The following is a 14,378-nucleotide window of genomic DNA, read 5'->3' as shown; positions in this document are numbered from 1 at the left end:
CATGCTCGAAGCGATCACCGCCTCGGCGCGTGCCGACCTGAGGATCGCCGACATCCGGGCGACCACGGTGACGGTCCCGCTCGAGGCTCCACTCCTGCACAGCAACGGCGCGCACTGGGGCCGCTTCGTCCGGACCATCGTCGAGGTCGAGACCGAGGGCGGCCTCATCGGCCTCGGCGAGCTCGGCGGCGGCGGCGAGAGCGCGGCCGCCGCGATCGCCGGCCTCAAGCAGTACCTCGTCGGCCACGATCCGTTCGCGTTCGAGCTGCTGCACTTCAAGATCTGCAACCCGACGTCCGCGTTGTACAACAACCGGACCCAGCTGCACGCGGCGATCGAGTTCGCGTGCCTGGACATCGTCGGCAAGGCGCTGGGGGTCCCGGTCAGCGACCTCCTCGGCGGCCGCGTGCGCGACGAGGTGGAGTTCGCCTCCTACCTCTTCTTCCGCCGGCCGGACGAGGTCACGGGGGCGGGTGAGGTGCGCACGACCGAGCAGCTGATCGAGCATGCGCGCGACCTCAAGGACCGCCACGGCTTCCGCGTGCACAAGCTCAAGGGCGGCGTGTACCCGCCGGATCACGAGCTCGAGGCCTTCCGTGCGCTGGCGGAGTCCGAGCCCGGCGACCGTGTGCGCTACGACCCGAACGCCGCGCTCAGCGTCGAGGAGGCGATCCGGTTCGGCCGTGCGATCGTCGACCTCGACAACGACTACCTGGAGGACCCGACGTGGGGGATGAACGGCATGCGCCGCGTGCGCGCCGCCGTGCCGATCCCGCTGGCGACCAACACCATGGTCGTGAACGTCGAGCAGCTCGCCGCCAACGTCCGCGACCCCGCCGTCGAGATCATCCTGCTCGACACCACGTTCTGGGGTGGCATCCGGCCGTGCCTCAAGGCCGCCGCCATCTGCGAGGCGTTCCAGCTGGGCATCGCCGTGCACTCCTCGGGGGAGCTCGGCGTGCAGCTCGCGACGATGCTGCACCTCGGCGCGGTGCTCCCGAACCTCGCGCTCGCCGCCGACGCCCACTACCACCACCTCGTCGACGACATCATCGTCGGCGGCAAGCTCGAGTACCGCGACGGCCGCATCGCCGTGCCCACCGGGCCCGGGCTCGGCGTCGAGCTCGACCGTGACCGCCTGGCGGAGTACGCCGAGCTGTACCAGCGGCTCGGCGGCTACCAGTACGACCGCGATCCCGGGCGCCCCGGATGGTTCGCCCACAGCCCCAACCAGGTCTGGGCCGACCCCGGCGAGCCCCACGCCCGCAACGGAGCGGTCCGATGACCGTCGTCGGCGCGCACGGAGCGCCGCTCCGTGGCATCGAGGACTGCCGGATCGTCATCGACGGCACGGTGACCGAGCCGCGGCTCGACCATCCCGAGTGCGTGGTGGTCGGCCCCGACGGCGCGCTGTGGTGTGGCGGCGAGCGTGGCCAGATCTACCGGATCGAGCGCGACGGCAGCGCGATGGCGGAGGTCGCCACGACCGGCGGCTTCTGCCTGGGCATGGCCTTCGGTCCCGACGGCATGTTGTACGTGTGCGACCTGGCCCACGCCGCGGTCATGCGCGTCGACACGGCGACGGGCACGGTGGAGACGTTCACCACCGGTACGCCGGAGCGGCGGATCCGCATCCCGAACTACCCGGTCTTCGACGCGCAGGGGCGGCTCTACGTCTCCGACAGCCACGCGCCCGACGAGCCGGGCCCGGGCATCTACCGCTTCGGGCTCGACGGCGAGGGCGAGCTGTGGTTCTCCGAGCCGCTGACGTTCGCCAACGGCATGGCCCTGGCCCCCGGTGGCGACGCGCTCTACGTGGCCGAGACCTTCGCGAAGCGCGTGTCGCGCATCCCGATCGACGCCCACGGCCGCCCCGGGCCGCGGGACACGGTCGCCGTCGTCGACGCGTTGCCCGACGGGCTGGCCCTCGACGCCGACGGGCGCATCTACGTGGCCTGCTACGAGCCGAGCGAGATCCTGCGGATCGACCCCGGCGGGGCCGTTCGCCTCCTCGTCGTCGATCCGACCGCCCACACGTTGTGCCACCCGACGAACGTCGCGCTGGCCGACGGCACGCTCTACGCGGCCAACCTCGGCCGGTGGCACATCACCGCGCTGGACCTGACCAACCAAGAGGGGGACCCCGTTGTCTGAGATCTCGACGATCTACATCGCCAACCACTCGCACACCGACATCGGCTACACCGACTACCAGTCCGTCTGCTTCCGCCAGCACGCGGAGTACGTCGGGCAGGCGCTCGACCTCATCGAGGCCACGGCGGACCGCCCGGACGAGAGCCGGTATCGCTGGACCGTCGAGGTGACCGGCCCGATGATCCGCTACCTCCGCGGCGCCGGCAACGAGGAGGTCGACCGCTTCCGGCACTGGCAGCGGGAAGGTGCGATCGACATCGCGGCGATGCAGTACAACCTGACGCCCGGCCTCACCCCCGAGCAGATGCACCGCAGCCTCTACCCGGTCCGGGTGCTGCGCGAGGAGTTCGGCCTCACCGTCGAGACGGCGATGCAGGACGACGTGAACGGCATGAGCTGGCTGTTCGCCGACCTGCTGCCGGCCATCGGCGTGGACTTCCTCACGCTCGCCGTCAACCAGGTCCGCGGCCGCGCGCCCAAGCCCTTCCCCGGCGCCTTCTGGTGGGAGGGTCCGGCCGGCGGCCGCCTTCTGGCCTGGAACGGCTTCCACTACCTGTTCGGTCGCAGTCAGGCCAAGCTCGGCGACTGGCGCTTCGTCGACGAGAACCTGCCGCGGTACGTGCAGGACCTCGAGGCTCGCGAGGACTGGCCCTACGACTTCCTGTACTGCGAGTCGACCCACCCGGTGCGGGTCGACAACGGGCCGCCGGATCCCCGCATGGCCGACTTCGTCCACCGCTGGAACGAGGAGGGGCGCGGACCCAAGATGGCGTTCACCACCCCGCGCCTGTTCGGGCGCGCCTTCCGCGACCAGTGGGGCGACTCGCTTCCGACCTGGCGCGGTGACTGGACCGACTGGTGGTCGGACGGCGTCGGCTCCAGCAGCTATGAGACCGGCGTCAACCGCGGGACCCACGAGCTGGCGGCCTCCGCGGAGATGCTCGGCGCGTGGCTCCGCGCCGAGGGCGTCGACGGGTGGGACACCGACCGGGCGCGGCAGATCTACGAGCACATGACGCTGTACGACGAGCACACCTGGGGCGCGTTCTCCAGTGTCGAGGCGCCGGCGGCGCTGTGGAGTCGCTCGCAGTGGAGCCACAAGTCGCACTACGCCTACGACGCGGCGATGGAGACCCACGACGTGCTCGCCCGCGTGGCCCGCGGTCTGGCCGAGACGCGCGCCACGCCCGGCCCCGAGGGCATGTTCAACCTCGGCGACCTCGAGACGGAGCGGGCCTACCCGGAGCCCGAGTCGCGCGAGCTGATGGTCGTCAACACGCTGCCGTGGGAGCGCGACGTGCTCGTCGAGGTGCCCGAGCGCCGTGCGGGCGGCGCGCCCGTCGGGATGCTCGAGACGTTCTTCCCCCGCGGGGTGCCATGGGGCTTCCCGCCCGAGACCGAGTTCCAGCGGGTGCGTGCGAAGGTGCCGGCGTTCGGCTACGCCTTCGTGGGGCTCGACGACGAGCTCGACGCCGGCGATCTGCGGGCCGAGGGCCATGTCATCGAGAACGAGCACTACCGGGTCGAGCTCGACCCGGCCACCGGCACGGTGTCGTCGTGGCTGGACAAGGCGCTCGGCCACGACTTCGCCGGCGAGCAGCATGGCTGGCGGATCGGCGAGTACGTCTACGAGACGCTGACCGGGGGCGCCGACCGCAGCGCGCTGTTCGTCATGGACTTCGCCCACGACGATTTCGGCACGTGGCCCGAGGATCCGCCGTTCCAGCGCGAGACCGCCACCCAGGTGGAGGTCGGGCCGGCCCGCATCCAGTCCGGGCGCGCGTCGATCGAGGTCAAGGTGCAGGCGCCGGGCGTGAGCGGCGCGACGTGCACGTTCAGCCTCGACGCGCACACCAAGGAGCTCGCCGTGGACTGGCTGCTCGACAAGGTCCACCACGCCGATCCCGAGTCGGTGTACATCGCGTTCCCGTTCAACTTGGACGGCGCGGAGTTCCGGGTCGATCTCAACGGCGTGCCCTGCACGCCGAACGACGACCAGCTCCCCGGCACGGCGCGTGACTGGTTCCCGATCCGTCGCTGGGCCGACGTCAGCGACGGCGAGCGCGGTGTCACGGTCGTGCCGCTCGACGCGCCGCTGGTGCAGCTGGGCGGCATCACCACCGGCAAGGCCGCGGCCGACCTCGAGCCTGAGGGGCCGGCGATCGTCTCGTGGGCGCTCAACAACCACTGGATGGTCAACTTCCAGCCCAGCCAGGGCGGGCAGATCCCGCAGCGCTACCGGCTGACCACGCATGCCGGGGCCTGCGACGCCGCGGTGGCCGGGCGGTTCGCCGCCGGGGCCGCCACGCCGCCCGTGATCCTGCGCGACTACCTGCGCACGGGTGACCCGACCGGGGCGCTCTTGCAGGTGGAGGGCGACCTCGGCGTCGAGGTCGGCATCAAGCCGGCCGAGGACGGCGACGGCGCGATCCTGCGTCTGCGCAACGTGACGCCCGCCGCGGTGACCGTGCCGCTCCGGTTCCTCGCCGCGGTGCCCACCTCGGCCAACGTCGCCTCCCCGCTCGAGGAGGATGGCGACCCGCTGACGGTCACGGACGGCGCGGTCAGCGTGCCGTTGGCGGGCAGCGGGACGGCCACCGTCCGCGTGCGCTTCTAGGAGGCGTCCAGCGGCGCGTCGTGCCGGCCAACCGGGCCGGCACGACGCGCGCCGCCTCAGGCGGTGATCTCCTCGACGGGGTTGGTGAGGCATCCGATGCCCTCGACCTCGACCTCGACGACGTCGCCGTCCCGGAGGTGCTGCGGCGGGTCCATGAACTCGCCGCAGCCCCACGGGGTGCCGGTGAGCAGCAGGTCGCCGGGCTCCAGCGTGAAGCTGTGGGAGCAGCGGGCGATCAGCTCGGCGACGCCGAAGACCATCTCGCTGGTGTTGGAGTCCTGCATCGTGTGCCCGTTGACGCGGGTGCGCAGCGCGAGCCTCTGGGGGTCGCCGAGCTCGTCGGGCGTGACGACGGCGGGCCCGACCGGGCAGAAGGTGTCGAGGCTCTTGCCACGCACCCACTGACCGTCGCCGAACTGGACGTCGCGTGCCGACACGTCGTTGGCGACCGTGTAGCCGAAGACGTGGTCGAGCGCCTGCTCGACGGACACGCGCGTCGCCGTGCGGCCGATGACGACGGCCAGCTCGACCTCCCAGTCGACCCGCTGGGTGATCGCGCGGTCGATGCGGATCGCGGTGCCGGGGCCGACGATGCTGCTCGGGAACTTGGCGAAGACCAGGGGAGCGGCAGGCGGCTCCATCCCGGACTCGCGCACGTGGTCGAGGTAGTTGAGCCCGATCGCGACGACCTTGCCGCCGGTCACCGGCGCCAGGACGTCGACTTCGACCGGGTCGAGGAGCGGCCCCGGGGACGCGCTGAGCGCGGCGACGTCGCCGTCGCGCAGGACGGCTCCGACGTCGCGGCCGCGGGTGGTCTCGAGCACCCGAAGACCGGCATCGTCCTCGATGGCGGTGACCGGGGTGCCTTGGTGCAGAAGGGTGACGAAGCGCATGAGCCTCTCGCGTTGTGGTCAGACCAATTTTGGTCTGACCACGATATAGGGTTGCCCGATGGAGCGCGACATCGCCCTCGAGGTCGGCAAGCTCGTCACGTCCCGGCGGCTGGCGCCGGGACAGCGACTGCCCTCTGAACGCGCGCTCGCCGCCGAGCTTGGCGTGTCCCGCCCGGCCCTCCGCGAGGGCATGCGGCGACTGGTCGATCTCGGCGTCATCGAGGCGCGTCGCGGCGAGGGGACGTTCGTCTCCGTGCTGGACTTCGAGCACCTCAACGAGGTGCGGCTCAGCCTCGAACCGCTGGCCGCGCGCCTTGCGGCACAGCGCCGGGACGCCGACGTCCTCGCGGCGCTGGAGGCCGAGGTGGGCCGGCTCGAGGCCCTTCTGCCCGATGTCGAGGCGTTTGCCGAAGCCGATCAGGCAATACACGAGTTGGTGGCGCGGGCATCGGGCAACGCGGTCCTCCAGCGGATGCTCGGAGAGCTGGAGGTGCTCCTGCGCCTGTCGCGCGGCCGGACCTCGGGGAGCGAGACCCTCCGCGCCGACACGCTGCGCGAGCTGACGGAACTCGCTGCGCGGATCCGCGAGGGCGATGAGGCCGGGGCCGAGCGCGCCATGCGCGCCCACCTCGCTGCGGTGGCCGTGAGTGTTCTCCAAGAGCCGCTCGGGCACGATCATGTGGCAGTCGTTCGAGGACATCGCGGAGCGCCGTGAGCTCGGCGACGTCATCACGCTGCGCGTCCCCGACGTCGCGTCATGCACCAGCGACGGCTCAGACGTGTGTGACTGCACGAACTTCGCCAGCGGCATACAGAAGATGCGCGAGCGACGACCAGCTCGATCCCTCGAGATGGCGTCCAGGCGACGTGCCGTTCTTCGACGGATCGGGACATCGCCCACGTCGCCGTCGTCGACGGGGTCACCGCGAGCGGCATGCCGACGATCTCCCAGCACTCGACCGACCGCCGGAGCATCCCGTGGCCGCAGGGCGCGGGCGTCTCCGCTCACACGAAGACCTACCGTGACGACCTGCGCCTCGGCGACTCGCTCGGCGCGATGGTCGCGGTCGTCGCTCCTGTCCACACGGCCGCGAACATCACCCGACGGCGGGGGTACGTTCATCGTCGCGGTGCCGACCGGGGCCGGGACGACGCGGGTCGCGGTCGGCGTCGCGAAGGACCGAGACGAGGCGACCGGCGGATTCGCCGGGCGCTTCGAGCGGGCGCTCGGGCGAGGCTGGGAGACTTCGCCGGCTGCTCGAACTGGGCCACGGTGACGGACACGCGGACGTCGAACGGCGACGACGCGGCGGCCGACGTCCAGCGGTGGCTCAACACCGTGACGCCGTCCGACCAGCGCTGCGGGCCGTAGCGGCCGTACGGGCAGGGCGCCGCTTGGCTCGCCGCGTTGCGGGCCAGCGGGGGACCGAGGTCGGAGCGACGGCTACCCCGAGCTTGAAGAGCCTTGTTCTAGGTGTCGGTCGGCGCGGCGTCGTACTGCTGGTCGGTGACGTGCTCGCCCCAGGTCACGGGGGAGCCGGAGTCGTCGTTCTGCTGCATGGCGATGTGGACCATGAAGCGGTTGGGGGCGGCGCCGTGCCAGTGGTTCTCGCCGGGCTCGAAGAAGACGCGGTCGCCGGGACGGATGACCTCGACGGGGCCGCCCTCGCGCTGGCACAAGCCGACGCCCTCGGTGACGAAGATGGTCTGGCCGTGGGGGTGGGTGTGCCAGGCGGTGCGGGCGCCGGGCGTGAAGTGCACGGCGGCCGCGGCGAAGGTCGAGGTTCCGGAGGGGGTGGCGACGGCGTCGACGTAGACGTCGCCGGTGAACCAGTCGGCCGGGCCCTTCATGGTGTCGATGCTGCTGCGGGTGATCTGCATGTCGTAGTCCTAGTTCTCGGTCGACGTGGGTTGCTCGGCGGGCGTGGCGGCCCAGCTGGCCAGCAGGTCGAGCGCCTCGGCCGAGCGGCTGCCGGGCTCGGCGCTGTAGGTGGCGATCGTCAGGCCGTCGTCGGCGGCGATGTCGAGCACCTCGTAGGAGAGCTCGAGCGCACCGACGACAGGGTGGTGCAGCCGCTTGACCCCGGTCTGGTGGTAGCGCACGTTGTGCGCGGCCCACCAGGTCCGGAACTCGTGGCTGCGGGTCGACAGCTCGCCGACGAGGTCCGGGGGGCGACCGGGTTGGCGGCGCGGGCGAGGTCGAAGAGGTGGGTGCGCTCGGCGTCGTCCAGGCGCAGGGCGCCGGCGAGCGCCTCCAGCATGGCGTCGGACGCGCCGGCCACGTTGCCGCGCTCCGAGCGCTTGTCGTACTCGACGCTGACGCCGGCGAGCGAGGCCACCTCCTCGCGGCGCAGCCCCTTTACGCGGCGCGGACCGAAGGTCGGCAGACCGACCTGCTCGGGCGTGACCTTCGCCCGGCGCGAGGTCAGGAACTCGGCGATGTCGTTGGCGGGGTCCACGACGAAGACGGTACCCGCGCAGCCGCCCGGCAAGGGTGCCCTGCCAGTGACCCTCTGCCAGGGCGTCCCAGATCCTACGGATCGGCGCTTAGCTGGACTTCGCCTCGCCGGCGTCGAACCCCACGACGCGGGCGCTGCCGGTGGCGTGACCAACGTCGCCCACCGGATCGGCGGCTCGCTCGGCCTGGCCGTCCGGCCGCGCATCCCCCGTCGCACGGAGGCCCGAACCCCGGCCCGCGAACACGTGAACCACGAGAGGACCAACACCATGGACTACACACAACTCGGCAGCTCCGGCTTGAAGGTCAGCCGCATCGCGCTGGGCTGCAGTCCAGCGCATCGCAGAGGAGCGGGAGGTCTCGATGGCGTCCGTCGCCATGGCCTGGGTGCTACACAACCCGGTGGTGGACGCGCCGATCATCGGCGCCACCAAGCCACACCACCGGGCCGACGCCGTCGCCGCGCTCGACATCGAGCTCACCGACGACGAGGTCGCGGCGCTCGAAGAGCACTACACACCGCGCCAGCCCACGTACTTCAACTAGAGGAGCAACACGATGGACTACCGGCCGCTCGGCCGCACCGGCATCCAGGTCTCGCGGCTCTGCCTCGGCACGATGATGTTCGGCGCCTGGGGCAACACCGACCACGACGACTCGATCCGGATCATCCACAAGGCGCTCGACGAGGGCATCAACTTCGTCGACACGGCCGACGTCTACAGCGCCGGCGAGTCGGAGGAGATCGTCGGCAAGGCGGTCAAGGGCCGCCGCGACGACGTGGTCCTCGCGACCAAGTTCTTCATGCCGATGGGCGAGGACCCTAACATGCGCGGCGGCTCGCGCCGCTGGATCGTGCGCGAGGTCGAGAACTCGCTGCGGCGCCTGGGCACCGACCACATCGACCTCTACCAGGTGCACCGTCCCGATCCGGCCGTCGACGTCGAGGAGACGCTCGGCGCGCTGACCGATCTCGTCGCGCAGGGCAAGGTCCGCGCGATCGGCTCCTCGTCCTACGCCGGCAGCGAGATCGTCGAGGCGCAGTGGGTCGCGCGCGACCGCGGGCTGCAACGCTTCCGCACCGAGCAGCCGCCGTACTCGCTGCTTGTGCGCGGCATCGAGCTCGACGTCCTGCCGACCGCCCAGCGTCACGGCATGGGCATCCTCAGCTACAGCCCGTTGTCGGGCGGCTGGCTGTCGGGTTCGTGGAGCGCCGACAGCTCGCCGACGTCACCGGCGCGCCAGCGGCTGGCCAAGCGCTTCGACATGTCGTTGCCCGACAACCAGCGCAAGCTCGAAGCCGTGCAGCAGCTCTCACAGGTCGCTGACGACGCTGGCCTGTCGATGATCGAGATGGCGATCGCCTTCGTCGTCAACCACCCCGGCGTCACGTCGGCGATCATCGGCCCCCGCACGATGGAGCAGCTCGAGAGCCAGCTGCCCGCGGCCGATGCCGTCCTCACGCCCGAGGTCCTGGACCGCATCGACGCGATCGTCGCCCCAGGCGTGACCCTCAACCCGGCCGACAACAGCTACGGCGAGCAGGTCCTCGCGCCGGAGCTGCGGCGCCGCTGAGCACCGCAGCCCGGTCATCTCAGTCCCACGACCGCTCATGCAGTGCTCCTCCGCCGAGGGTGATGTGGCCGGCGACGGGAACGGCAGCGCGCGGTCACCGATAGCAGGGGTGTACTCGGGTTCCAGGCACCAGCGCCTGAAATTCCGAGCCAACTCCGGCGCAAACAAGCGCCCCCGCAACGACGGAACCCCCGCAAAAGCGGGGGTTCCGTGTGATGGAGCCATGCACGGCGCACACGTCGCCGCACGCCGCGCCAGCCCCCACTGGGGGGGGGCAGCGTCAGCTGAGGTCGGCGACGGCCGCAGCGAGCTCGCGCACCGCCGGTGCGATCGCGGGCTCGGGCAGGCGCCCGTAGCCGAGCACGAGCGCGGATTGCGAGGCCGTTTGCTCGGTCAGGCTGAAATCGGCAACTTGGCGGACGTGCAGGCGGCGCGCCTCGGCCGCGGCGGCGATCTCGGGCGCGCCGACGCCGGCCGGAAGGCGGAGCAGCACGTGGAGGCCGGCGGCTATCCCCTCGACTTCGCAGTCCGGAAGCGATTCCTCGAGCGCCGCGAGCAGCGCGTCGCGCCGGCGACGGTAGGCGATCCTCGCCCGCTGGACGGCCCGCTCGTAGGCGCCCGAGTCGATCAGGTGCGCGAGCGCCAACTGCTCGAGGGCAGGGGAGCCCGAGTCCGCGTAGCGCTTCGCCTCGACGAAGCGGTCCAGGAGCTTGGCCGGGACGACCGACCAGCCGAGGCGCAGGGCGGGTGCGAGGGTCTTGGAGACCGTGCCGACGTAGAGCACGTGGCTCGGATCGAGCCCCTGCAGCGTGCCGACCGGGGCGCGGTCGTAGCGGAACTCGGAGTCGTAGTCGTCCTCGATCACCAGGGCGTCGCTGCGGGCGGCCCAGGCGAGCAGCGCCCGCCGGCGCGAGGACTCGAGGACGGCGCCGGTCGGGAACTGGTGCGCTGGGGTGACGACCACCGCGTCCGGAGCGAGAGCGGCCAGCGGCTCGATGCGGATGCCGTCACCGTCCACCGGGACCGGCACCGGTTCGAGCCCCGCTCGCCGCGCTGCAACCCACTGCTCGTCGTGGGAGGGGTCCTCGAACGCGACCCGGCGCGCGCCGGCGGCGGCCAGCACCCGGAAGGCGAGGTCGATCGCCTGGCTGAACCCTTGGACGACGACGACCTGCGAGGGCGTGGCGACCACGCCGCGGACCCGTCCGAGGTAGTCGACCAGGCAGCGCCGGAGGCCTAGGTCGCCGCGGGGATCTCCGTAGTCCAGGGCCGCGTCGGGCGCGTCGCGGAGCGAGCGCTCGAGCGCTCGGATCCACGCTCTGCGGTCCAGCAGGGAGACGTCGGGCGTGGTGGCGGCGAAGTCGAACCGCGGTGGAGGCGCGATCGGGGGCTGCTCGTCGGCGTGCTGGCCAGCGGGGGAATCCGGTCGGCTGGCGACGGTCGGCGCCGCCCGCTCCCGCAGGCGCAGGAAGCCCTGCGCCCCGAGCGCCCCATAGGCGTCCACGACCACTCCCCGGGACACGCCGAGCTGGCGCGCCAGGTCGCGCGAGGACGGCAGCCTCGCTCCCGCCGCCAGGCTTCCTGCCCGCATCGCCTCGCGCAAGACGGTCTCCAGCTGGCGTCTCAAGGGTTCGCGGTCGGTCCGGTCGAGGCGGAGCGTCAGCTCGCGCACGAGGCCGACCTCGCCGTCTGCGCCCGCTCCCGGCGGTCGAAAATCTGGCCTCATCGACAGCCCTCAATCTGGCCCTGGTTCATAGGACCAGACGCTACTAGGATCGCCCGATGACCGGAGCCGCACCAAGCAACCGCGTTCGCCTCGTACGCGAACACAAGCGCGCCCGCTACGACCGCGGGACCATCGATTCGATCCTCGACGCCGGCCTGGTCGCCCACCTCGGGTTCGTCGACCGCGGCCAGCCGTTCGCGATCCCGACCCTCCACGCGAGAGTCGGCGACCTCGTCTACGTCCACGGCTCCTCGGCGAGCCGAGCGCTGCGGGCCGTCGACGGCGGCCTCCCTGCCTGCCTCACGGTGACCCATCTCGACGGCATCGTCCTCTCGCGCTCGGCCTTCGAACACGACATCAACTACCGCAGCGCGATCCTGCTCGGCGAGATGTCCGCCGTCGGCGAGGAGGCCGAGAAGCGGCTGGCGCTCGAGGCCTTCATGGAGCGGCTGATCCCGGGCCGCTGGGCCGAGGTCCGCCAGCCGAGCCGCAAGGAGCTGAAGGCGACCAGCATCGTCGTGATGCCGATCGACGAAGCCTCGGCCAAGGTCCGATCCGGCGGGCCGGACGACGGCGACGGCGAGGACGGCGAGCTCGACGTCTGGGCCGGGCAGATCCCAATCTCGACCGAGCTGGGGGAGCCCCTGCCGGACCCGGCGCTCAGGGACGGGATCGCCGTCTCGGCGGCCGCGCTGGCGCTCGTCCGGGCGCGTCGTCCCGAGCGGAGCGGATCCCGATGACGGGGCGTGACGGCAGCGAAACGAGCGAGGTGCGCTCGCGCGACTCCATCCACGTGGTGGACCCGTTGCAAGTCCCGTGGAGCGTCGCGACGCCGGCGCCGGGCAAGGGCGATCCGCCGGGCGAGGAGCTGACGGCCTTCGCCTCCCCCGACGGTCGCTTCACCTTCGGCCTCACCCGCCGGCAGTCGTTGCACCGCGAGATCGTGTGGGCGCATCACGAGGTCGCGCTGATCCTCGAGGGCGAGGTCGAGATCACCGCATCCGACGGTTCGGTGGTGAGGGCTTCGCCCGGGAACGTCGTGGTGACGCCGAGAGGCACCTCCGGAGTGTGGAGGAGCCTGACGCCGTACCGCAAGGTGTGGGCCGTTTACGAGTAAGAGTCGTTCAGCAAGAGTCGTTCAGGGAACGCTGTTCTTGGGGAATGGAGAGGAACGAATGCAAGACGAAGCTGGTAAGTCGAATGGCCTTGACAATCAGGTACTCGGACCATTGGAGATCTTCGGACAGTCAGTCGGCAACACCGGGATGGCGACGGTGGTGGCGATCGCCCCGGTGCTGGTCGCGGAGTCGGCCGGCAACGGATCCTGGCTCTCGATGCTGATCGCCCTCGTCGGGGTGCTCGGGGTCGGTTACTGCGTCGCGCTGTTCGGTCGGCGGGTCGCGACCTCGGGGTCGCTCTACACGTACGCGGCCAGATCGCTGGGCAGGGCACCGGCCTTCCTGACCGGGTGGGCCCTGCTGATCGCCTACGTCGGCCTGGCGGTGGCGATGCCGATGATCGGCGCCCAGTTCGTCGGCGAGGTCATCGGCGAAGGAACCGCCGTGCAGATCGTCCTCTGGTTCGTGTTCGCGGCCGTGGCCACCGGGATGGCCTACTTCGGGGCGCGGGTGTCGACGCGGGCCGCGCTCCTGCTGGAGGCGTTCTCGATCGCCCTGCTCGGCGTGGTCCTGGTGGCGACGGTGGTGAAGGCGGGAACCGTGATCGACTCGGCCCAGCTGCACCTCAAGGGCGTCTCGGTGCACGACCTCTTCCTCGGGATCACCCTCTCGGTCACGGCGTTCGTCGGCTTCGAGTCGGGTGCGTCGCTCGGTGCGGAGGCTCGCGACCCTCACCGTGCGATCCCCCGGGTGATCCTCCTGACCATCGGCTTGGCGGGCGTGATCTACATGCTCTCCTTCTACGTCGAGACGCTCGGCTACCACCACCTGAACGAGAACATCGCGACGGCCGACGCGCCGACCGCCGTCTTGGGCGACTGGGTCGGGCTCGGCTTCCTGAAGTACCCGATCGCGCTCGGACTCGGGTTCAGCTTCTTCGCGGTCATGCTCGCCTCGGTGAACGCCCTCTCGCGGATGCTGTACACGATGGCGCGCGAGGGTGTGGCGCCGGCGGCGTTCGGCCGAACTCACCCGGTGCGCCGCACGCCGCACGTCGGGATCCTGACGATCGCGCCGTTCCTGTTCGTCGTCTCGCTGATCATGAAGTACGTCGCGAACGCGAGCCCGGTCGAGGTCTTCTCCTACATCGCGACGCCGGCGACGTTCGGGTTCATCTTCGCCTACGTCCTCGTCGCGGTCGGCGCCGTCGTCCTCCTGTACCGCGAGCGCCGGCGAATCCGTCTCGGCGTGCTGACCGCGGCGACGGTGGGTGTGGCGGCGATGATCGCCACCTATGTGGCGAACCTGACCCCCGTCCCGCCCTATCCGTTCAACATCCTCCCCTACGTCTTCCTCGGCCTGATGGTGGTGGGCGGGTTGGTCTTCCTGGCCCTGCGCTTCGGCCGACCGGAATCGGTGCGACGGGTCGGAACGGTCGACGAGGAGAGCCTCGACCGTGAGCTCGCCACGCCACCCGCGATGACGGTGAGCGCGTGATGGTGAAGGTCCTGGAGAACGCCCAGCGCACGGTGACCTGAGCGGTCGCCCGTCCTACTCGCCGGCGGGAAGCGGACGAGCTCCCAACGCGCGAACGCCCACTGTCGCCAGACCGCGTCGGTCGGGTGTCCGCGGAGCCGCGGCACCGCGATGCCGCGGATGGCTCCGAGCGCCATCGCCCAGCGGTTTCCGAACGCCGGGTCGGCCGCCAGGTCGTCGCAGCACGAGCTGAAGATCGGTGTCTGAGGCGAGCGCGGCGACGACCTTGACGCCATCGACTTCTTCCACCAGAGCGCGATCGACATGCTCGTGTCCTCGTTGGGGCAGTCATCCGCCGTCG

At 71.2% G+C, this 14,378-nt stretch carries 11 protein-coding genes and 2 pseudogenes; 9 read left to right on the top strand and 4 right to left on the bottom strand.

Annotation, left to right across the window (positions count from 1 at the left end):
• The first annotated feature begins 1 nt into the window (after window position 1).
• Genes DSM104299_RS17975 through DSM104299_RS17965 form a run of 3 tightly spaced genes read left to right on the top strand, consistent with a single transcriptional unit; the run spans window position 2 to window position 4,771 of the window.
• Window positions 2-1,285: an enolase C-terminal domain-like protein gene (locus DSM104299_RS17975; RefSeq protein WP_272473018.1), complete on the top strand. Its 1,284-nt coding sequence runs from the start codon at window positions 2-4 to the stop codon at window positions 1,283-1,285.
• On the top strand, window positions 1,282-2,154 hold the full coding sequence (locus tag DSM104299_RS17970; protein WP_272473017.1) for an SMP-30/gluconolactonase/LRE family protein: 873 nt from the start codon (window positions 1,282-1,284) through the stop codon (window positions 2,152-2,154). The genes DSM104299_RS17975 and DSM104299_RS17970 overlap by 4 nt, the downstream gene beginning before the upstream one ends.
• Window positions 2,147-4,771: a glycoside hydrolase family 38 N-terminal domain-containing protein gene (locus tag DSM104299_RS17965; RefSeq protein ID WP_272473016.1), complete on the top strand. Its 2,625-nt coding sequence runs from the start codon at window positions 2,147-2,149 to the stop codon at window positions 4,769-4,771. The genes DSM104299_RS17970 and DSM104299_RS17965 overlap by 8 nt, the downstream gene beginning before the upstream one ends.
• A 56-nt stretch (window positions 4,772-4,827) precedes the next feature.
• Here the strand turns inward: DSM104299_RS17965 and DSM104299_RS17960 are convergent, their stop codons facing one another.
• Entirely contained in the window at window positions 4,828-5,595 is a 768-nt protein-coding gene (locus DSM104299_RS17960; RefSeq protein ID WP_272473015.1) for a fumarylacetoacetate hydrolase family protein, read from the bottom strand.
• A gap of 127 nt (window positions 5,596-5,722) precedes the next feature.
• Between DSM104299_RS17960 and DSM104299_RS17955 the strand changes: the two genes are divergently transcribed.
• On the top strand, window positions 5,723-6,379 hold the full coding sequence (locus DSM104299_RS17955) for a FadR/GntR family transcriptional regulator (protein WP_272473014.1): 657 nt from the start codon (window positions 5,723-5,725) through the stop codon (window positions 6,377-6,379).
• A 755-nt stretch (window positions 6,380-7,134) separates the two neighbouring features.
• Here DSM104299_RS17955 and DSM104299_RS17950 read toward each other — a convergent pair.
• Window positions 7,135-7,545 carry a (R)-mandelonitrile lyase gene (locus DSM104299_RS17950; protein WP_272473013.1) on the bottom strand — a complete coding sequence of 137 codons (411 nt, stop codon included), beginning with the start codon at window positions 7,543-7,545 and terminating at the stop codon, window positions 7,135-7,137.
• Between the two features lie 9 nt (window positions 7,546-7,554).
• A pseudogene (locus DSM104299_RS29425) lies at window positions 7,555-8,123 on the bottom strand (helix-turn-helix transcriptional regulator).
• A gap of 326 nt (window positions 8,124-8,449) precedes the next feature.
• On the opposite strand from DSM104299_RS29425, the pseudogene DSM104299_RS17935 reads away from it, so the two are divergent.
• Both DSM104299_RS17935 and DSM104299_RS17930 read left to right on the top strand, forming a co-directional pair.
• A pseudogene (locus DSM104299_RS17935) lies at window positions 8,450-8,668 on the top strand (aldo/keto reductase); the annotation flags it as partial.
• 12 nt (window positions 8,669-8,680) lie between these two features.
• On the top strand, window positions 8,681-9,697 hold the full coding sequence (locus DSM104299_RS17930) for an aldo/keto reductase (RefSeq protein ID WP_272473012.1): 1,017 nt from the start codon (window positions 8,681-8,683) through the stop codon (window positions 9,695-9,697).
• A gap of 280 nt (window positions 9,698-9,977) precedes the next feature.
• Here the strand turns inward: DSM104299_RS17930 and pdxR are convergent, their stop codons facing one another.
• The gene (pdxR, locus tag DSM104299_RS17925) at window positions 9,978-11,324 is read right to left on the bottom strand and encodes a MocR-like pyridoxine biosynthesis transcription factor PdxR (protein ID WP_272473011.1); all 1,347 of its coding nucleotides are present in this window, start codon (window positions 11,322-11,324) and stop codon (window positions 9,978-9,980) included.
• Window positions 11,325-11,479: 155 nt separating this feature from the next.
• Between pdxR and DSM104299_RS17920 the strand changes: the two genes are divergently transcribed.
• Genes DSM104299_RS17920 through DSM104299_RS17910 form a run of 3 tightly spaced genes read left to right on the top strand, consistent with a single transcriptional unit; the run spans window position 11,480 to window position 14,038 of the window.
• Window positions 11,480-12,163, top strand: coding sequence for a pyridoxamine 5'-phosphate oxidase family protein (locus DSM104299_RS17920; protein ID WP_272473010.1), 684 nt, complete (start codon window positions 11,480-11,482; stop codon window positions 12,161-12,163).
• Window positions 12,160-12,540 carry a cupin domain-containing protein gene (locus DSM104299_RS17915; RefSeq protein WP_272473009.1) on the top strand — a complete coding sequence of 127 codons (381 nt, stop codon included), beginning with the start codon at window positions 12,160-12,162 and terminating at the stop codon, window positions 12,538-12,540. The genes DSM104299_RS17920 and DSM104299_RS17915 overlap by 4 nt, the downstream gene beginning before the upstream one ends.
• Window positions 12,541-12,577: 37 nt before the next feature.
• Window positions 12,578-14,038, top strand: coding sequence for an APC family permease (locus DSM104299_RS17910; RefSeq protein ID WP_272473008.1), 1,461 nt, complete (start codon window positions 12,578-12,580; stop codon window positions 14,036-14,038).
• Window positions 14,039-14,378 lie beyond the last annotated feature (340 nt).

The organism is Baekduia alba, assembly GCF_028416635.1.
In the GTDB taxonomy this organism is placed as follows: domain Bacteria; phylum Actinomycetota; class Thermoleophilia; order Solirubrobacterales; family Solirubrobacteraceae; genus Baekduia; species Baekduia alba.
This window is presented reverse-complemented; position numbering and strand designations above follow the sequence as displayed.

Coding starts and splice junctions, on each gene's coding strand:
- DSM104299_RS17975 (WP_272473018.1), top strand. CDS start 2: ATGCTCGAAGCGATCACCGCCTCGGCGCGTGCCGACCTGAGGATCGCC.
- DSM104299_RS17970 (WP_272473017.1), top strand. CDS start 1,282: ATGACCGTCGTCGGCGCGCACGGAGCGCCGCTCCGTGGCATCGAGGAC.
- DSM104299_RS17955 (WP_272473014.1), top strand. CDS start 5,723: ATGGAGCGCGACATCGCCCTCGAGGTCGGCAAGCTCGTCACGTCCCGG.
- DSM104299_RS17950 (WP_272473013.1), bottom strand. CDS start 7,545: ATGCAGATCACCCGCAGCAGCATCGACACCATGAAGGGCCCGGCCGAC.
- DSM104299_RS17930 (WP_272473012.1), top strand. CDS start 8,681: ATGGACTACCGGCCGCTCGGCCGCACCGGCATCCAGGTCTCGCGGCTC.
- DSM104299_RS17920 (WP_272473010.1), top strand. CDS start 11,480: ATGACCGGAGCCGCACCAAGCAACCGCGTTCGCCTCGTACGCGAACAC.
- DSM104299_RS17915 (WP_272473009.1), top strand. CDS start 12,160: ATGACGGGGCGTGACGGCAGCGAAACGAGCGAGGTGCGCTCGCGCGAC.